Here is a 19,060-nt window from a genome sequence, read left to right on the forward strand (position 1 = left end):
TCAGCGCACCCCCTTCATGAGCGCCAGCACCGGCTTCGTGGCGGCCAGCAGCGCAAGGCCCATCACGATCGCGATCGCGCCGAGGATCGTGAAGTACGGCACCTCGTTCGAAGGGTCGTAGAACTGCGCGAGCCACCCGGCGATCGCCGTGCCGAGCGCGACCGACAGGAAGTACAGCGACACCATCTGGGTGTGGAACTTCTCGGGTGCCAGCTTGGTCGTCACCGACAGTCCAGGGGGAGAGATGAACAGCTCGGCCACGGTGAACACGAACAGGATCAGCACGATCGCGAGCAGCGGTGTGGAGTTCGGCGCACCGTTCGCCCAGGGCAGGAACAGCAGGAACGCGAGGCCCATGATCATCGCGCCCAGCGAGAACTTCACCGGTGCCGACGGCGCCTTCGCGCCCAGCTTCGTCCAGATGGCGGCGAAGGTGCCCGAGAGCAGGATCACGAAGATCGGGGCGATCGAGTTGATCCACGAGATCGGCATCGTGAAGCCGAAGACGTCACGGTTGAGTCGCTCGTCGGAGTAGATGGTCAGCACCGTGAACTGCTGCTGGTACAGCGACCAGAAGCCCACGTTCACGATGAACAGCGGGATGAAGCTGACCACCCGCGAGCGCGACTCACTGCTGATCTGCCGGGACGAGATGATGACGAAGAAGAACGCCACCGCCGACACCGCGGTGACCAGGATGACGACGCCGGCGAGGTTGTCGGCACGGATCACGCCGGTCAGCACCAGTACGACGATCAGCACGACGCCGGCGGCGGCGATGCCGATCCACATCGCGTACCGGTTCCTCGGCAGCGGGTTCGCGACGACCTTCGCCGATTCGGGAAGCTGCTTGCGCCCGAAGGAGTACTGGATGAGGCCCAGCGCCATGCCGATCGCGGCCGCGCCGAACGCCCAGTGGAAGCCGACCTTGTCCTGCAGGATGCCGGTGATCAGCGGCCCCAGGAACGCGCCGAGGTTGATGCCGAGGTAGAACAGCGAGAACCCGGCATCCCGCCGCACGTCCTGCGGTCCGTAGAGGGTGCCGACGACGGCGGTGGCGTTCGCCTTGAGCCCGCCGGAGCCGATCGCGACGAGGATCAGACCGACGCCGAGACCCCACACGTTCGGCAGCACGGCCAGCGCGATGTGACCTGCCATGATCACCCAGGCACTGAGGTACAGCACGCGCTCCGAGCCGAGCAGGCGGTCGGCCAGCCAGGCGCCGAGGATCGTCGCCAGGTAGACGGTGCCGCCGTAGGCGCCGACGATGCCGGTGGCGATGCCCTTGTCGATGCCGAGGCCGCCGTCGGCGACCGAGAAGTACATGTAGATGAGCAGGATGCCCTGCATGCCGTAGAAGCTGAACCGCTCCCACATCTCGACACCGAAGATGTGCGCGAGCTCCCAGGGCTGCCCGAAGAACCGGGTGTCCTTGTCTCCGCGCGCTCGTTCCCCCCGAACAGTGGTCATGCACTTGACGGTAGCGCTGTACGGGGAACGTGCGGTAGAGGACCGCGGATAAGATTGAGGGAGCCCGTGATCACGGGCGCTTTCCCGCATCCGACCATTGGAGCCACCGTGGCCGAACAGTCCCGTCTTGACAAGGTCATCGCCCTCGCCCGCCACCGCGGGTTCGTGTTCCAAGCGGGTGAGATCTACGGCGGTTCCCGTTCGGCATGGGACTACGGCCCCCTCGGAACCGAGCTCAAGGAGAACATCCGCCGTCAGTGGTGGCAGACGTTCGTGCGCGGCCGGGGCGACATGGTCGGCCTTGATTCGTCGATCATCCTGCCCAAGCGCGTGTGGGAGGCCTCCGGTCACGTCGCGACCTTCACCGATCCGCTGGTCGAGTGCCTGAGCTGCCACAAGCGCTTCCGCGCCGACAACCTCATCGAGGACTTCGAGGCGCGCAAGGGCCGCAAGGCCGAGAACGGCCTCGCCGACGTGCCCTGCCCGAACTGCGGCAACAAGGGTCAGTACACCGAGCCGAAGTCGTTCTCCGGTCTGGTCAAGACCTACCTCGGTGTCGTCGACGACGAGTCGGGCCTGCACTTCCTGCGCCCCGAGACCGCGCAGGGCATCTTCGTGAACTTCTCGAATGTGCTGACCGCCTCGCGCAAGAAGCCGCCGTTCGGCATCGGACAGGTCGGCAAGGCGTTCCGCAATGAGATCACGCCGGGTAACTTCATCTTCCGCACCCGCGAGTTCGAGCAGATGGAGATCGAGTACTTCGTGCCGCCGGCAGAGGCGCAGGAGTGGTTCGAGCACTGGGTCGAAGCCTGCTGGAACTGGTTCATCGATCTGGGCATCAACCCCGAGAACATCCGTCAGTTCGACGTTCCGGCCGACGACCGCGCGCACTACTCCGCCGGCACGATCGACGTCGAGTACCGCTTCGGCTTCGCGGGCAAGGAGTGGGGCGAGCTCATGGGCGTCGCCAACCGCACCGACTACGACCTGTCGTCGCACACCGAGGCATCCGGCACGTCGCTGACGTACTTCGACCAGGCATCCGGCGAGCGGTACACGCCGTACGTGATCGAGCCGTCGTTCGGCCTGACCCGCGCGATGATGGCGTTCCTCGTCGACGCGTACGTCGAGGAGGAGGTGCCGAACGCGAAGGGCGGCACCGACACCCGCACGGTGCTGAAGCTCGACCCGCGCCTCGCGCCGGTCAAGGTCGCCGTGCTGCCGCTGTCGCGCAACGAGCGCCTGTCGCCGCTGGCCCGCTCGGTCGCCGACGGCCTGCGCGGCCAGTGGACCGTCGACTTCGACGACGCCGGCGCGATCGGCCGCCGCTACCGCCGCCAGGACGAGGTCGGCACCCCGTTCTGCGTCACCGTCGACTTCGACTCGCTCGACGACGACGCCGTGACCGTGCGCGACCGCGACACCATGAGCCAGGAGCGCGTCCCGCTCGCGAACCTGCACGCGTACCTCGCGGAGCGCCTGCGCGGCGCCTGAGTCTGCGGCATCCGCCTGACGACGCCTCGGTCCGCGCGCGGGCCGGGGCGTCGTCGCGTCCCGACGTGTGTTCGAGAACAGGAGATCTCGCGGTGGCAGGACGGATGCTGTGGATGGAGCCTGTTCTGGGGCGTCGTCCTGTTCTCGGCGACGGGGCCTCGTCGCACTAGGGTTATCGGGTGACGCGAACGATCGACGAGGCGCACTCCGGGCAACCGAGGATGCTGCGCCCCGCCGTACTCACCTCGGTGCTGTCGGTGGTCGCGGCCTGGCTGCTGGTCCTCGTCGAACCGAGCGATGCCGACGGAGCATCCGTCATCCTGATGATGTTCGGCGTGCCGTCGCTGTGCGTGGCGGTGCTGTGCCTCGTCCTGATGACCGGTGCGAGAGCGAAGTCGGCGTTCAGCGGCGACCGCCGGTGGCTGTGGTGGCCGCTGTGCGTCATGCCGGTGGGTGTGCTCGGAGCTCTTCTCGTGAATGTGCTCCGCCACCCGGACTACTTCATCGGCGCTGAGTCGCCGTGGATGCTGCTGTGGCTGCCGGTCTTCGTCGGGGCGGCCATGCTGTCCGGCATCCTGGTAGCAGCCTTCTGGCTGGGGCCGATCGTCGCGCTGGTGGTCACTGTGAAGTCGATCATTCTGCGGCAGGCGGGACCGAGCGCGCTGATCGGGCCGCTGGCTTGGCTCGCCGTGGGGGCACTGGTGTTAATCGGCGGGAGGTCGGTGGCTGCCGAGGGTGTCGGCCGTTTCGCCTACGGCAACATCATCGCCGCGTTCTTCGGGCTGCCCGGAGCGTACGTGATCACCTGGATGCCCGGGCTCTGGATCGTGCGCGGGATCGTCCTCGCGCTGCTGCTGACCTTCGGCATACCGATGTGGCGCGAGCGTCGGGCCGAGCGGGCGCAGCGCGTCTGACTCCGCTCAGCGCGCGAGCCGGGTCTCCGCATCCAGCGCGGCCAGCTTCTGCGGGTTCGCGACCGAGAAGACCTGGGCGATGCGGCCGTCCTCGACGGCGAAGCTCACCGCCGCCTGCAGCTGCCCGCCCACCCGGATGCCGGCGGCGAGCGTCCCGTTGATCTGGATCGGGATGACGTCGTAGGCCTCATCGAGCTTCGCGATCGAACCCGCGAGGAACGCGACCACCCGGTCCGCGCCGTGCAGCGGCCGCCGTGCCGCCCCCCGCACGAGCCCGCCGCTGTCGGTCACCGACACGACATCCGGTGCCAGCACGTCCATCAGCGCCTGCACGTCGCCGGTGTTCATCACCTCGATGAAGCGCCGCACGGCGAGATCGTGCTCCGAAGCGGCGACGTCGATCCGAGGCCGCCGTGCGGCGACGTGCTCGTGCGCGCGGTGCGAGATCTGGCGCACCGCGGCGGGCGTCTTCCCGACCGCATCCGCGATCTCGTCGAAGGGCACGTCGAACACCTCGCGCAGCACGAACACCGCGCGCTCGGTCGGGCCGAGGGTCTCGAGCACGGTCAGCATCGCGACGGACACGTTCTCGGCGAGCACCACGTCGTCCGCGACATCCGGCGTCGTCAGCAGCGGCTCCGGAAGCCAGGGACCGACATACTCCTCGCGGCGACGCGACACCGTGCGCAGCTGGTTCAGCGACTGACGGGTAACGATGCGCACCAGGTACGCGCGCGGATCGCGCACATCGGTGCGGTCGGCCGCGGCCCAGCGCAGCCACGACTCCTGCAACACGTCCTCGGCATCCGCCGCCGAGCCGAGGATCTCGTACGCGACGGTGAACAGCAGACCGCGGTGCGTCGTGAACGGATCCTCGGGTGCGGCGCTGCTCATGGTCGCGACGCTACGCCGGTCGAGTCCGCCGTCGCCAGAGGCGCCAGCCCACAGGCATCCGCGAAGCCGTCGGCGTGGATGCCGAGCGCGATGTTCGAGCGCGCAGTCGCGTTCAGGTACCCGACCTTCGCGGCGAGCTCGATGAGCGCGGGCGTGCCGATCTCGGCGCGCAGCGCGTCGGAGAGCTCGTCGGTGACCGCCGGCGGAGTCTGGCTCATCGCCTCGGAGTACTCCATCACGAGGCGCTCGAGCGGCGTGAACCGTGTCGACTCGCGCCAGATCGGCACCTCGCGCGCCTTCTCCTCGTCGAGGCCCTTGTCGTGCGCCATGAAGTAGTGCAGGTCGAGGCAGAAGCTGCAGCCCACGGTCGCAGCGGCGGCCATGGTCGCCAGGACCGAGAGGCTGTCGTCGAGCTCGTCCCACTTCTCGGTACGACCGCCGAACTTCATCATGTCCATCATCACTGGCCGGTGCTGCCACAGCACCCCGAGCGAGTCGGGCACGAGGCCGAGCTTGCGGCGGGCGATGGTCTTCACCAGGCCGCCGTACAGTCCGGTGACCTCGACGGCGGGGACGCGGGTCTGGTTCGTCATGATCCTGCTCCTTCGCGGCACGGTTCTCGTGCCTTCGACATGGAGACACCGGCCGGGGCCGGAAAGTGACATCCCGCGCCGCATGGGACGATGGAGCACGTGGAGACGACGACTTTCGCCGCGACCGACGGCTTCCCGCATCCGGCTCTGATCGGGGTCACGAACGCGACCGAGACCCTGGCCGTGCAGGGCGATCCGCATCGGGTCATGCCGCTGGCATCCGTGTCGAAACTGCTCAGTGCCTGGGGCGCGTTCGTCGCGATCGAGCGCGGACTGATCGATCTCGACGAGCACGCCGGTCCCGAAGGCGCGACCGTGCTGAACCTGCTCGACCACACCAGCGGCCTGCCGATGGAGGGCGATGTGCCGCAGCGCGCGCCCGGTGAGCGGCGCATCTACTCGAACGCCGGCATCGACGCGCTCGGCGCACACGTCGCGGATGCCGCGGGCATTCCGTTCTCGGACTGGATGCTGCGCGAGGTGATCCTGCCGCTCGGCATGGACGAGACGGATGTCACGGGCCGGCCGTCGGCCGGCGCACGCTCCTCGATCCACGATCTGCTGATCTTCGGGCGCGAGGTGCTGCGGCCGACGCTGATCCCCGCAGAGCTGCGCGACCTGGCGCTCATGGTGTCGCATCCGGGGCTGCGCGGCGTCGTACCCGGGTACGGCGGCTTCGCCGACTGCCAGTGGGGGCTCGGGTTCGAGCTCAAGGGTGTCAAGACCCCGCACTGGCTGGCTGACTCGTTCCCACCCGAGACGGCAGGGCACTTCGGGGCGCTGGGCAGCTTCCTGTTCATCGACAGGACGCGCGATCTGGCAGCCGCGTTCCTGTCCGGCGTGCCGTTCAGCGACGAGCACAAGCGGATCTGGCCGCCGCTCACCGAGGAGATCGTCGCGCGGTACGGGCGGGCCTGATCAGGACCCTGCCACCGCGCGGGCGTACCTCTCCGACAGCAGCTGCAGGCGGGGGATCAGCTCGGGCGGGCTCTCGACGGTGAAGTCCATCATCAGCATCCCGATGTAGGCGGCGACCGTGTCGAGGCTGTCGGCGCCGGTGACCAGCACGCAGTGCTCCGCGTCGATCGGCTCGACGACGCCGACGGTCGGATTGATCCGGTCGAGCACGCTCTGCGCCGAGGCGTCGATGCGCAGGCGGGCGTGCACCTTCCAGCCGCTCGCGGCGATCGTGCGCATCGCGAATGCGGTGTAGTCCCCGCCCTCGAGAGGCTGCGGGGTGAACGGGCGGCGGGTCGGCATTCGCAGCGACATCCAGTCCACCCGGTACGTGCTCCACGAACCCTGCTGCGGGTCGCGGGCGACGAGGTACCAACGGCGCTGCCAGCTCAGCAGTCGGTACGGCTCGACGAGCAGGGGGGAGTCCTCGTAGTCGAAGCGCAACCACTCCGCCTCGCGGATGGCGGCGGCCACGGCGCGCAGCACCGCGGGGTCGACCTCAGGATCCGGGGCATCCGTGCCGACGTTCTCCTGGCCTCGGTCGATCGTCGATCCCAGCGCGTCCACGATCGGGCGCAGATGCGCGGGAAGCACCTGCTCGATCTTGGCCAGCGCCCGCGCCCGCACGTCCTCGATCCCGGTGATCCCCGCGGCGGCCTGCAGCCCGACGGTGACGGCGACGGCCTCCTCGTCGTCGAGCAGGAGCGGCGGCAGCGACCCGCCCGCGCCGAGGCGGTAGCCGCCGATCGCGCCGCGCGCGGCATCCACCGGGTAGCCGAGGTCACGGAGCCGGTCGATGTCGGCGCGCACCGTGCGGCCGCTCACGCCCAGCCGTTCGGCGAGCTCCGCTCCGGTGCGCGCGGAGCCGGTCTGCAGCAGCGAGAGCAGGGCGAGCAGACGGGCGGAGGGACTGGTCATGGGGGCATCCGAAAGAAGTTCAACCATTAGGAACGTAATCAGCCTAATGGGCTCATATCGTCGAAGACATGAACAACGCAGCCGCTCTCGACATCCGCCCCTTCACCGTCTCCGTCACCGACGACGAGGTCGCCGACCTGCAGGACCGCCTGGCCCGCACCCGTCTGCCGCAGCCGGCTCCCGCCGATGACTGGACCACTGGCACCCCGAACGACTACCTGCGCGAGGCGCTCGCCGCCTGGCGGGCATTCGACTGGCGTGCCGCCGAGGAGCGCATCAACGCCCACTCGCACTTCACCGCCGAGGTCGACGGGCAGAGCATCCACTTCATCCACGTCCGCTCGCGCCACGAAGGCGCCACCCCGCTGCTGCTCGCGCACACGTATCCCGGATCGTCGGTCGACTACCTCGACCTGATCGACCTGCTGGTCGACCCGGTCGCCCACGGCGGTCGCGCCGAGGACGCGTTCGACGTCGTCGTCCCGGATGCTCCGGGCTACGGCTTCTCGCAGCCGGTGACGGAAGCCGGCTGGACCACCGCCCGTGTGGCTCGTGCCTATGACGCCCTGATGCGCGGTCTCGGGTACGACAGCTACGGCGTGCACGGCTCGGACAACGGCGCGATGGTCGCCCGCGAACTCGGCCTGCTGAACCCCGAGGGCTTCCTCGGTCTGCACGTGCTACAGCTGTTCTCGTTCCCCTCCGGCGACCCCGCCGAGTTCGAGAAGCTCGAGCCCGCCGACTACGCAGGACTCGAGCACATGCAGTGGTTCCAGTCGGTGGGCGGCTACAACACGATGAACGCCTCCCGTCCGCAGACCGTCGCGGTGGGTCTGAGCGACTCGCCGATCGGACTGCTCGCCTACAGCGAGCTGTTCGAGTCCTTCGGCAACGGCACGGCGCTCGTTCCGATGGAGAAGCTGCTGCTCGAGGCCAGCGTGAACTGGTTCGCGAACGCCGCGGCGGGCATGAGCCGCAGCTACTACGACAACGCGCAGGCCCAGGCCGAGCCGCAGGTGAACCACGCGCGTACCGGCGTCGCCGTGTTCAAGGACGACTTCCAGACCATCCGCGTCTTCGCGGAGCGCGACAACGACAACATCGTGCACTGGAGCCGCTTCGACGAGGGCGGGCACTTCGCGGCTCTGGAGCGCCCGGAGCTTCTCGCCGGCGACATCCGCGCGTTCTTCGCCGGGCAGCACGACTGAGCACGCGGTCCGCACGGACGAACCCACGGATGGCGGGAGACGCGCGGCGCGTCTCCCGCCATCCGCCTGTTCTCCCTGCATCCGTGACGATGGATGCCGCAAGGCGGCGCGCGCGGCTAGGGTGTGGACATGGTCGACGTGGACTCTAGCGGGGCGGCTGCCGTGCAGCGCCGACGCACGTGGATGATCGGTGGGATTCTGCTGCTGGCACCCGTGCTGCTCGACATGATCGCCGGCATGCCGGGAGCTTGGCCGGGGGTCCTGTCCGGGCCGCTGTTCGCGGCCGCACTGGTGATCTTCGCGATCGGCCTCGGACGGGGCGGCAGCGTGACCGCACGGCGCCCGCTGGGCACCGGCACGCTGATCGGGTTCGCGATCTGGAACCTGGCGTGGCCGTGGGTGATGCACCTGATCGCCGACCCTGGGATCGTCGACGGCGTCGTGGCCGACGACTATTACGCCACAATGCAGATGCTGGCAACATCCGGCCAGGTGGTCAGCCTGATCTTGGCGATCATCGTCGTGACTCAGATCGGTCGCGTTCGCGTCGTTCCGCGCCCGTGGAACTGGGCACCGTTGTGGGCGCTCGTCGCCGTGGTGGTTGGCCAAGTGCTGCAGAGGCTCCTCGTGGCGGCGGATCTCACGGCGCTCCTGATGATGATCGGCCCGTTCTATTCGTTGATCGCAGTCCTCCCGACGGCCTTCCTCGGCGTGCTCGCGATCGTGCTCTCGACGCGGCGCGACCCGGCATCCGTCATCGTCTACTGACGCTGGAACGCCGGCGCCCCTCGTGACCTTCGTCGGTCAGGAGGGGCGCGGATGCTGCGAGAGGGCGCCGATCAGAAGTCTTCGCCCTCGGCCTGCGAGGGGTGCTTGTCGAACCAGTACGGACGGCCGAAGTGCTGGTGGGCGTCGATGTCGAAGAGTTCGGTGCTGTCGTCGCGGTCCATGAGGATCTCCCTGGGCTTGGATGGGTGGCTTGATTCCAGTCTCAGGGCGTATCGTGTGCTCTTTCATGCGAAGAGGGGCGAAAGAACCGAAGTTCCTTCGCCCCTCTTAAGAGCCTGGCTCAGGCGCGCGTGACCCGCAGGGTGCGCACCTCGAACGGGCGCAGCGACAGCGCACCGCCGGTGCGTGCGTCGTCCAGGTCGTCCTCGATCAGCGACACCTCACGGATGCCGGAGTGCGGGAAGTCCACCGTCAGCTCGCCGGATGCCCGGCGGCCGAGCGCCTCGTACACGCGCACGATCACGTCACCGGAGCGGTCGTCGGCGAGCTTCACGCTCGACACGATGATCCCCTCACCGGTGACGCCGACCAGCGGCGCGACCTCATCGGCACCGCGGACGAGCGTCGACGGCGCGTTCAGCGCGATGCCCTCGGTGGTCGCGGCCGCAGCATCCGCTCCGATCACGAATCCGACCTCGATCTCGTGGTGGCCGTGATCGGTGTCGGGGTCGGGGAAGCGCGGCGCGCGCAGCAGCGACAGACGGACCGTCGTGGTGACGTCGTCACCGTCGACCTCGCGCGAGGTGTCGTAGCCGTAGATCGAGTCGTTCACCAGAGCGGCGCCGAAGCCGTCGTCCTCCTGTGCGAGCACGAAACGGTGCATCGAGGTCTCGAACTTCGCGGCCTCCCAGCTCGTGTTCACGTGGGTGACGCGGCGCTGGAAGCCGAACTGGGTCTCGGCCAGCGTCTCGCGGGCGAAGATGTCCAGCGGGAAGGCCAGCTTGAGCAGCTTCTCGGTCTCGTGCCAGTCGACGTCGTTCTGCAGCATCACGGTGCGCGAACCGGGGCGCAGGACGATGGTCTGCGTGATCCGCGACTCGGAGAACTCGCGCTTCACGAGCACGGTGGCGGCACCGTCGATGACGGACGCCGAGATGTCGGTGACCTGAGTCAGGTCGTCGACGCGGTTCTTGTAGTAGCGGTCGATGTCCCACGCATCCCACATGTTGGGGAAGTCCTGGTGCAGCTGGAACAGGTTCGCGGGCTTGCCGGCGGGGATCGTCTCGCGACCGGTCGCCTTGTCGATCGCGGAGGTGATCAGACCCTCGGCCGAGACGGTGACGGCGACCAGGTCGTTCTCGAGCAAGAATCCGTCGGGACGCTCGGTGAGCGTCGCCGTCTCGCCCTCGGCGGCGGCCTCGGCGGCGCCGAGAGCACGCCCCTCGCCGACCGAGGTCGGCGTGAACCGCAGTATCCGGTCGCCCTCGCCGGCGAGCGCCGTGCGCGCAGCGGTGGACAGCTCCTCGGCATCCGCCACGACCTTCGTGAGCACCTCGACGGCCTCGCGGTGCACCCAGGCGATCGATGTCCCGGGCAGGATGTCGTGGAACTCGTGCAGCAGCACGATCTGCCAGAGCCGGTCGAACTCCTCGTGCGGGTACTCGGCGCCCTTGCGGACGCTGGCCGTCGCGGCCCACAGCTCGGCCTCGATCAGCGCCTGCTCGGCCCAGCGGTGCAGCGCCTTGGTGGCGTGCTGACTGGTGAGCGTGCCGCGGTGCAGCTCGAGGTACAGCTCTCCGACCCAGACGGCGGGGTCGGTCAGCTCGGCCTTCGCCTCGTCGAAGAACTCGTCGGGATGCTTCCACTCCACCTTCGCGGAACCCTCGAGATCGGCCAGGCGCGACGCCTTGCCGGTCATCTCACGGGTGGTGCCGCCGCCGCCGTCGCCCCAGCCGACAGGGGCGATCGACCGGGTCGCGACGCGGTTCTCCTTGAACTGACGCGACGCCTTGGCGACCTCCACACCGCTCAGCTGCGAGTTGTAGGTGTCCATCGGCGGGAAGTGCGTGAACATGCGCGAGCCGTCGATGCCCTCCCACAGGAAGCTGTGGTGCGGGAAGACGTTGCGCTGGTTCCAGGAGATCTTCTGCGTGAAGAACCACTCGAAGCCGGCACGGCGCATCAGCTGCGGCAGTGCGGGGGAGTAGCCGAAGCTGTCCGGCAGCCAGACGCCCTTCGAGCGGATGCCGAACTCGCGCTCGAAGAATCGCTGCCCGTGCGAGAACTGGCGCACCAGCGACTCACCGGTGGGCATGACGGTGTCGGACTCGACCCACATGCCGCCCAGCGGCAGGAAGCTGCCCTCGGCGACGGCGGCCTTGATGCGCGCGTAGACCTCGGGGCGGTGCTCCTTCATCCAGGCGTACTGCTGCGCGCTGGACATGCCGTACTTGAACTGCGGCTGCTCCTCGATGAGGGTCGTCATCGACGAGGTGGTGCGGGCGACCTTGCGCACGGTCTCGCGCACCGGCCACAGCCAGGCGGAGTCGATGTGCGCGTGGCCGATGGCCGCGATCCGGTGGGCGCTGGCCTCGGCGGGTGCCGCGAGCACCTCGGCGAGCTGCGCACGGGCATCCGGCGCGGTCTCGATGATGCGCTGCAGGTCGAGCACGTCGAGCGCGTCGTCGAGGGCCTGCAGGATGCGCATGCGGCGGGGGCTGGTCTCGGGCAGCTCGGCCTGCAGCTCGAGGAGCACATCGAGGTCGAGGGACAGCTCGAACACCTCGGACTCGAACACGGCGAGGTCCATGTGCCGCACGCGGTAGAGCGGCTCGGGCGACGAGGTCTGGATGTCGCCCTCCTGCGTCGGCAGGAAGGGGTGGTAGTCGAGCAGCACAGGGTTGGACGCGCCCTCGAGGTAGAACTCGACGGCCTGGCCGGCCTCGGCGTCGATCGGCAGCCACTGGTTGCGCGGGTTCAGGCTCTTGATCGGCACGGGGCCGGAATCGGACGCCCGGTAGGCGAGTGCCTCGCACTGGAAGCCGGTCATGTTCACGTCGAAGCCGAGGTCGACGAGCGCCTCGACCTTCTTGCCGGCCCACTCCGCAGGCACCTCGCCGCGGACGCGGAACCAGGTGGTGCCCCAGGCCGGGCCCCACATGCTTCCGGCGCTGAAGGGCTCGAAGTCGAGGGCGAGGCCGTCCGCCGGGGCGATCGGCTCACCCGGCAGCTGGTGCGCGGCGATCTCGAGCGGCACGCGCTTCGAGTGGATGGCGGGGACGACGCGCTCTGTCAGGACGCGCTTGACCCGGCCGACGGTGAGGGAGGTGTCTTCATGCATCGGTGTCTGTCCTTCGGATGCCAGAATGTGGGTGTGCTCGCCGCTGGGGACGAGTAACTAAAACGATCTAGTACGGTGAGTCTATGTCACGGTCCAAGCGTGTCACCATCTCGGACATCGCGCGCGAGGCAGGAGTCTCGCCGGGCGCGGTGTCTTTCGCGCTGAACGGGCGCCCCGGTGTCAGTGAGCAGACCCGGCAGCGCATCCTCGCCATCGCCGAACAGCACAGCTGGCAGCCGAGCTCCACCGCTCGTGCCCTGGTCGGCGCGAAGGCCGGCGTCATCGGCCTCGCCGTGAACCGCCCCGCTCGCACACTGGGAACCGAGGCGTTCTTCACCGAGCTGATCGCGGGCGTGCAGTCGTCCCTCGCGACCCGGAGGATCGGCCTGCAGATCGTCGTCGTGCCGACCATGGACGAGGAGATCGCCACCTACCGTCGCTGGAGCAGCGCGAACCAGGTCGACGGCGTGATCGTGCTCGACCCCCGCGACGACGACCCCCGTCTCGACGCGCTCCGCGAGCTGCGGCTGCCGGCGGTCGTCATCGGCAGCGGCAGACCCGCCGAGGACGAGGATGACACCGCGGTGATCTGGCTCGACGACGACGACGCCGCGCACACCGTGTTCGACTACATCGCCGGCCTCGGGCATCAGCGGGTCGTCTACGTGTCCGGCCCGGCGGAGTTCCAGCACACCCGCATCCGTGCCGCCGTACTGGCGGGACTGGAGTCCCGAGGAGTGAGCGGCGAGACGATCGCCACCGACTTCTCGCCTGCACAGGCGTCCACAGCCGCTCGCCGACTGCTCAGCCGGGCGGAGCGGCCCACCGCGATCGTGTTCGACAACGACGTGATGTGCATCGCCGGCCTTCGGGTCGCGCAGGAGATGGGCGTCGCGGTTCCCTGCGATCTCTCGCTGGCATCCTTCGACGACTCGGTGGTCACGGGCCTGGTGCATCCGTCGATCACGTCGCTCACCCGTGACACGTTCGAGTTGGGCGTGCGGTCGGCCGATCTGCTGCTGGAGCGCCTCGACTCGGTGGATGCCCCGGGCGACCGCCCGGGCCCCCGCCCGACGCTGACCGTGCGCGAGAGCACGTCCCGCCCGCGCGGCTGACGCGCGTCAGGCGGCGGGCAGCCAGGGCGTCGGGTCCCAATCGAAGCTCTCGGCCCAGGCCATCAGCTCGGCGCGCAGACCCGCCGCGACCTCCGGATGCTGCGCCGAGACGTCGGTCGTCTCGGCCGGGTCGGCGTCGAGGTCCGCGAGGAACACGGATGCCGGGTCGAACGGTCCGCCGAGGTGCTCGCGCGCGGCGAGCGTCAGCTTGAATCTGCCGCGCCGGGCGGCCAGCTGCGGCCCGTACTCCCAGAACAGGGTGCGCTCTGCGGCATCCGCTCCGCGCAGCGCCTCGAGAACGCTCTGGCCGTCGATGCCGGACGCCGAGGGAAGCCCCGCGGCCTCGAGCACGGTCGGCAGCAGGTCCATCATCGCCGCGGGCGTCTGCCAGGACGTTCCGGCGGGCAGCCCCGCCGGCCAGGAGATGATCGCGGGCACCCGGATGCCGCCCTCGAAGAGCGAGCCCTTGTTGCCGCGCAGACCGCCGGTGGAGCCGCCCTGGTAGTCGATCTCCTCGCCGTTCAACCAGTTGCGGCTCTCGGTGGACGGGCCGTTGTCCGACGAGAAGAACACGATCGTGTTCTCGGCCATGCCCGCGGCGTCGAGTGCGTCGAGGATGCGTCCCACGCCGTCGTCCATGGCCGAGATCATCGCGGCCATGATGCGGCGGTCGTCCGGCAGCTCCGGGAAGCGATCGACGTACTCCGCGGGAGCGTGCATCGGGTAGTGCGGCGCGTTGAACGGCACGTAGCAGAAGAACGGCTCGTCGCCCGAGGACGCGATGAAGTCGACGGCCTTCTCGGCGATGACCTCGGTGAGGTAGCGGCCGTTGTCGTAGACCTCGCGCTCGTCGTCCCAGAGGTCGTGCACCGGGTTCAGGCCCTGACCCCAGTAGAAGATGTGCGAGTAATAGTCCACGCAGCCGGCGAGGAACCCGAAGTGCCGCGAGAAGCCGCGATCCATCGGGCGGTAGCCCTCGCCCACGCCCAGGTGCCACTTGCCGAAGATTCCGGTGCGGTAGCCCTCGTCGCGCAGTCGCGACGCGAGCGTCGGCTGCTCGGGCAGGCCGGGGGTGCCGCGCTTGCCGCCGAGGATCTCCTGCACACCGGCGTGCACGGGGTGCCGGCCGGTCAGCAGGGCCGCGCGCGACGGCGAGCACACCGGTGAGTTCGAGTACCAGTCCGTCATCCGGATGCCGCGGGCGGCGAGCCGGTCGAGGTGCGGGGTGCGGATGTCGTCGGAGCCGAAGCATCCGATGTCGCCGTACCCCAGGTCATCGGCGTAGATGACGACGACGTTCGGACGCGACATCAGCTGACGACCGTGTTGTTCGACGAGTAGGTGCCGACGCCCTGCGAGAGGTCGGGGCGGACGAGCTCGGTGATCCCGCGGGAGGCCAGCACGCCGGCATCGGCGGCGTCCTTCGACGTGACGAAGGCGGGGTCGAGGCCGTCGCTGCACGCGTCGACCCAGGCCTGGAAGATGGCGCCGCCCGGGCTCATCGCCGCGCGGCTGACGGGGGTCTCGTCATCGTCCACGTCGATCACGATGCCGAGTGGGCGCGCGGGTGCAGTCTGCCGCTCGCGCAGCTCGGGGATGATCGAGGCGAAGCGCTCGCCTATCGGCTTGACCGCACCGTCGTTGGAGATCAGGCCGAGGGAGTACTCCAGCTCGGGGTAGTCGGCCAGGCTGCGGCTGACGTCGTGCGAGCACCACCAGGTGACGCCCCACAGGTTCTCGGTCCGTGCGGCGGACCGCACGGTCGCTTCGAGGAACCCGGGTGTCTCCTCGGGCGTCAGGCAGTTCGACGGCGCCCCGACCTCCTGCAGCCAGACGGGCCGGCTCGGATCGGTCGCGAAGGCGCGCGACAGCTCGATCATGTACTCCGCGTGCCGGTCGGATGCCACGGAGCGGCCGCCGTACCGCTGCGCGGTGCCATTGAAGATCCAGGAGTGCACGGTGGTCATGGCGCCCAGGCGCGAGGCGTGCGCCGGCGTGAAGCCGTGCCCGTCCATGTACCAGGCGGCGTCGTACTCGCTGTGCACGTGCTGCTGCCCGGGGGCCGAGCGATCGGCGGCGTCGAGCAGCCGGGTGATCCAGTTCGCCGCCTCGGCAGGAGTGACCGGCCACTGGTGCGGATGCGTCTCGGCCGAGAACTGATTCGTCTCATTGCCGAGCGTGAAGCCGAGGAAGTTGTCCGCATCGCCCAGGGCGGCGCCGAGACGCTCAACCAGCGCCACCTGACCGCTGAGCGCATCGGGATGCGTGAACATGTTCTTGTCGTGCCAGGTGAACAGCCAGGACGGCACGAAGTCGAAGCTCGACAGGTGCCCCTGGATCACGTCGACGCTGGCGTCCAGACCGAACTCCGCAGCCACGTCGACGACCGCTCGCACATCGGCGACGGCCTGCTCCCGGATCAGGGTGCGGTTCGGCTGCAGCACCGTCCAGAGCGGGAAGATGCGCACGTGGTCGAGGCCCAGCGACGCGAGGCCGGCGAAGTCGCGGCGCACGTCGTCGAGGTTCAGCGACATCCAGGAGTGCATCCACTCGGTGGCGGGCGTGTAGTTGGCGCCGAAACGGAGCGGGGTGTCGAGCGTCATCGGGTGCGTCCTTCCGGAACGGGCTGGCGTGGGTGCGGAGTGTCGCCGAGCTCGAGCTGCAGATCCCACAGTCTCAGAGTCAGCTCGCGGCGGATGTCCGCGTAGGCGGGGTCGAGGTGGACGCTGTTCAGCTCGTGGGGATCGTTCTCGAGGTCGAACAGCTCCCACTCGGGCGGGAAGGTCAGGTTGCCCGTGTTCGGCAGGTCCATCCCGTCGGCGTAGAAGTAGATGAGCTTGTAGCGATCGGTGCGGATTCCGTAGTGCGCCCAGACGTGATGCATGTGGTCGTCGTGCTCGTAGAACCGATAGTAGTGAGCGTCCCGCACCGGCTCGGGGTCGTCCCCGGTGAGCATCGGCGCGAGGCTCGCGCCCTGCATTCCGCTCGGCGCCTCGACACCGGCGAAGTCGAGGATCGTCTGCGCGATGTCGACGTTCGACACGAGATTCTCGGATGCCCGGCCCGCGGCCACGCGGGCCGGATAGCTCAGCACCAGCGGCATCCGCAGCGACTCCTCGTACATGAAGCGCTTGTCGAACCAGCCGTGCTCGCCGAGGTAGAACCCCTGGTCGGAGGCGTAGATCGTCACGGTGTCGTCGGCGTGGCCGCTCTCGGCCACGAACGAGGTCAGCGCCTGCACGCTCTCATCGACCGCCGCGACGCAGCGCAGGTAGTCCTGCATGTAGCGCTGGTACTTCCACACCGCGCGCTCCTCGTAGGCGAGCTCGGCGGGCGGATCCTGCTTGAGGTCGACATCGTAGAGGTGGTCGGCGATGCGCATCGTGGCGCTGTGCGCGGGCGTGCCGCGCCCGGCGTAGTCGTCACGGAAGGTCTGCGGCAGCGGGATCGGGTCGGTGAAGAGGTCCGCGTGCCGAGGGTGGTGCTGCCACGACCGGTGCGGCGCCTTGTGCCAGACCAGCACGCAGTACGGCTCGTCGCCCTGCTCGGCCATCCACGCCAGGGCGTGCTCGGTGAGGATGTCGGTGACGTAGCCCTCGTGCCGAACGCGGCCCTCGGGGGTGATCAGCTCGGGGTCGAAGTACTCGCCCTGGTCGGGCAGCACCTCCCAGTGGTCGAAGCCCGCGGGGTCGTAGCCCTCGCCGTGGCCGAGGTGCCACTTGCCGAACATCGCGGTGCGGTAGCCGGCTGCCTGCAGCGCGGTGGCGAAGGTCTCGTGGTCGTTCGTCAGGTGCGTGGCGAGGGTGGTCACCCCGCTGGTGTGGCTGTAGCTGCCGGTGAGGATGGCGGCGCGGCTGGGCGTGCACAGCGAGTTCTCGACCAGCGCGCGATCGAACCGCATGCCGGCGTCGGCGATGGCGTCGATGCCGGGAGTGGTGTTCACGACCGACCCGTAGGCCCCGATCGCGTTCGACGCGTGGTCGTCGGTGAGCACGAACACGAAGTTCGGACGGCGTCGTGCGGTCATCGTTGTCCCCTCGGTAGACGGTATGCGATACTTACCGTACTATATCGTTTTAGTTAAAGGATGCCGGAGCTCTGGCTGCGGCTCCTCGGCCACTTCGAAGGAGAATGCCCATGAAGATCCGATCGATTCTCGCCGCGGGTGTCGCGGCGTCGGTCGCTGTCGTCCTCGCCGGTTGCACCGGTGGCGGCGCCCCGCAGAGCGGCGGCTCGTCGGACGGCGAGATCACGGGGAACATCACGTTCCAGACGTGGTCGCTGAAGAACGACAAGTTCACTCCGTACTTCAACGACGTCATCGCGGCGTTCGAGAAGGAGCACAAGGGCGTGAAGGTCAACTGGATCGACCAGCCCGCCGACGGCTACGAGGACAAGATCCTGCAGCAGGCCGAGTCCGGCGAGCTGCCCGACGTCGTCAACCTGCCGCCCGAGTACGCGGCGGAGCTCGCCAAGGCCGGCCAGCTGGTCGACCTGAAGAAGGAGTCCAAGGTCATCGGCGACTACGTCGACGGCGGCCTCGCGGGCTACACCTACGACGGTCTCGACGGCACCTTCGGCTTCCCGTGGTACCTCGGCACCAACCTGAACTACTGGAACACGGAGCTGCTCGGCAAGGCCGGCATCACTGCTCCGCCCGCGGACTTCGAGGCGACCCTCGACGATGCCGACAAGCTCGCCGCCAAGGGCGTGCAGATGATGTCGGACATCCCCGACGTCAAGGCGCTGCAGTGGATGGTCTCCGACATGGGCGGGGACTACCCGTTCCAGAAGGACGGCAAGTTCGTCTTCGACACCCCCGAGGCCGAGAAGATCATCGACCGCTACGCCGAGCTCTATAAGGCGGGCGGCGTGAGCCCTGAAGCGCTTCAGGGCGCCGGCACGGCCAACGCGAACATCAACAACTTCAACAAGGGCACCGTGGCGTGGACCACCGCCGGCCCGAACTACATCGACAAGGACGTGGCGGTCAACGCCCCGACCCTGCTGCCCAAGGTGAAGGTGAGCGGCGGCTTCGGCGACGCTCCGCTGTTCCTGCAGGGCATCAGCGTGGCATCCGGCTCGAAGAACTCCGCGACCGCGCTGGCGTTCGCCGAGTTCGTGACCAACACGCCGAACCAGATCGAGTTCGTGAAGCTGGCCGCCGGCTTCTTCCCGGGCACCAAGGAGGCGAACGCCGACCCGTCGAAGTTCGCCGAGACCGCGCAGAACCCCGAGCAGGAGCAGGCGACGAAGTTCGCTGCCGAGCAGATGGACAGCGCACGCACCCCCGGTGCTCCCGGCTTCACGGAGGACATGAACACCTACGCGAAGCAGCAGATCGCGCTGGCGGTCCGCGGTGACATCTCGGCGAAGGAGGCCCTGACCAAGGGCCAGGACTACGCCAACCAGAACGTCACCAAGTAAC

General features: G+C 68.7%; 15 protein-coding genes. 7 read left to right on the top strand and 8 right to left on the bottom strand.

Annotation, left to right across the window (positions count from 1 at the left end):
- A complete protein-coding gene (locus tag ACFVAE_RS12775; protein ID WP_378892582.1) occupies positions 1-1,470 on the bottom strand; it encodes a peptide MFS transporter in 1,470 nt (489 codons plus the stop codon).
- A 108-nt stretch (positions 1,471-1,578) separates the two neighbouring features.
- On the opposite strand from ACFVAE_RS12775, the gene ACFVAE_RS12780 reads away from it, so the two are divergent.
- A complete protein-coding gene (locus tag ACFVAE_RS12780) occupies positions 1,579-2,964 on the top strand; it encodes a glycine--tRNA ligase (RefSeq protein ID WP_378892585.1) in 1,386 nt (461 codons plus the stop codon).
- Positions 2,965-3,143: 179 nt separating this feature from the next.
- The gene (locus ACFVAE_RS12785; RefSeq protein WP_378892588.1) at positions 3,144-3,878 is read left to right on the top strand and encodes a hypothetical protein; all 735 of its coding nucleotides are present in this window, start codon (positions 3,144-3,146) and stop codon (positions 3,876-3,878) included.
- 6 nt (positions 3,879-3,884) lie between these two features.
- Here ACFVAE_RS12785 and ACFVAE_RS12790 read toward each other — a convergent pair whose 3' ends face one another.
- A complete protein-coding gene (locus ACFVAE_RS12790; protein ID WP_378892591.1) occupies positions 3,885-4,772 on the bottom strand; it encodes an RNA polymerase sigma-70 factor in 888 nt (295 codons plus the stop codon).
- Entirely contained in the window at positions 4,769-5,365 is a 597-nt protein-coding gene (locus tag ACFVAE_RS12795) for a carboxymuconolactone decarboxylase family protein (protein ID WP_378892594.1), read from the bottom strand. Before ACFVAE_RS12795 ends, ACFVAE_RS12790 begins: the two co-directional genes overlap by 4 nt.
- 90 nt (positions 5,366-5,455) lie before the next feature.
- Between ACFVAE_RS12795 and ACFVAE_RS12800 the strand changes: the two genes are divergently transcribed.
- Positions 5,456-6,283, top strand: coding sequence for a serine hydrolase domain-containing protein (locus ACFVAE_RS12800; protein WP_378892596.1), 828 nt, complete (start codon positions 5,456-5,458; stop codon positions 6,281-6,283).
- Here ACFVAE_RS12800 and ACFVAE_RS12805 read toward each other — a convergent pair whose 3' ends face one another.
- Complete coding sequence (locus ACFVAE_RS12805) at positions 6,284-7,240, bottom strand: helix-turn-helix transcriptional regulator (protein WP_378892598.1); 957 nt, start codon at positions 7,238-7,240, stop codon at positions 6,284-6,286.
- Positions 7,241-7,308: 68 nt separating this feature from the next.
- On the opposite strand from ACFVAE_RS12805, the gene ACFVAE_RS12810 reads away from it, so the two are divergent.
- Positions 7,309-8,448: an epoxide hydrolase family protein gene (locus tag ACFVAE_RS12810; protein ID WP_378892600.1), complete on the top strand. Its 1,140-nt coding sequence runs from the start codon at positions 7,309-7,311 to the stop codon at positions 8,446-8,448.
- Between the two features lie 129 nt (positions 8,449-8,577).
- A complete protein-coding gene (locus ACFVAE_RS12815; protein ID WP_378892603.1) occupies positions 8,578-9,216 on the top strand; it encodes a hypothetical protein in 639 nt (212 codons plus the stop codon).
- Between the two features lie 301 nt (positions 9,217-9,517).
- Here ACFVAE_RS12815 and ACFVAE_RS12820 read toward each other — a convergent pair whose 3' ends face one another.
- Positions 9,518-12,517 carry an alpha-mannosidase gene (locus ACFVAE_RS12820; RefSeq protein ID WP_378892605.1) on the bottom strand — a complete coding sequence of 1,000 codons (3,000 nt, stop codon included), beginning with the start codon at positions 12,515-12,517 and terminating at the stop codon, positions 9,518-9,520.
- An 83-nt stretch (positions 12,518-12,600) separates the two neighbouring features.
- Between ACFVAE_RS12820 and ACFVAE_RS12825 the strand changes: the two genes are divergently transcribed.
- The gene (locus tag ACFVAE_RS12825) at positions 12,601-13,632 is read left to right on the top strand and encodes a LacI family DNA-binding transcriptional regulator (RefSeq protein ID WP_378892608.1); all 1,032 of its coding nucleotides are present in this window, start codon (positions 12,601-12,603) and stop codon (positions 13,630-13,632) included.
- A gap of 6 nt (positions 13,633-13,638) precedes the next feature.
- Here ACFVAE_RS12825 and ACFVAE_RS12830 read toward each other — a convergent pair whose 3' ends face one another.
- From ACFVAE_RS12830 to ACFVAE_RS12840, 3 genes are read right to left on the bottom strand one after another with little or no spacing between them, the layout of a single operon-like run.
- Complete coding sequence (locus tag ACFVAE_RS12830) at positions 13,639-14,943, bottom strand: sulfatase-like hydrolase/transferase (protein ID WP_378892611.1); 1,305 nt, start codon at positions 14,941-14,943, stop codon at positions 13,639-13,641.
- Entirely contained in the window at positions 14,943-16,235 is a 1,293-nt protein-coding gene (locus tag ACFVAE_RS12835) for a glycosyl hydrolase (protein WP_378892614.1), read from the bottom strand. Before ACFVAE_RS12835 ends, ACFVAE_RS12830 begins: the two co-directional genes overlap by 1 nt.
- Entirely contained in the window at positions 16,232-17,659 is a 1,428-nt protein-coding gene (locus ACFVAE_RS12840) for a sulfatase (RefSeq protein WP_378892617.1), read from the bottom strand. The genes ACFVAE_RS12835 and ACFVAE_RS12840 overlap by 4 nt, the downstream gene beginning before the upstream one ends.
- Positions 17,660-17,769: 110 nt before the next feature.
- Between ACFVAE_RS12840 and ACFVAE_RS12845 the strand changes: the two genes are divergently transcribed.
- Positions 17,770-19,059: an ABC transporter substrate-binding protein gene (locus ACFVAE_RS12845; protein WP_378892620.1), complete on the top strand. Its 1,290-nt coding sequence runs from the start codon at positions 17,770-17,772 to the stop codon at positions 19,057-19,059.
- Position 19,060 lies beyond the last annotated feature (1 nt).

This window comes from Microbacterium sp. NPDC057659 (assembly GCF_042799915.1).
In the GTDB taxonomy this organism is placed as follows: domain Bacteria; phylum Actinomycetota; class Actinomycetes; order Actinomycetales; family Microbacteriaceae; genus Microbacterium.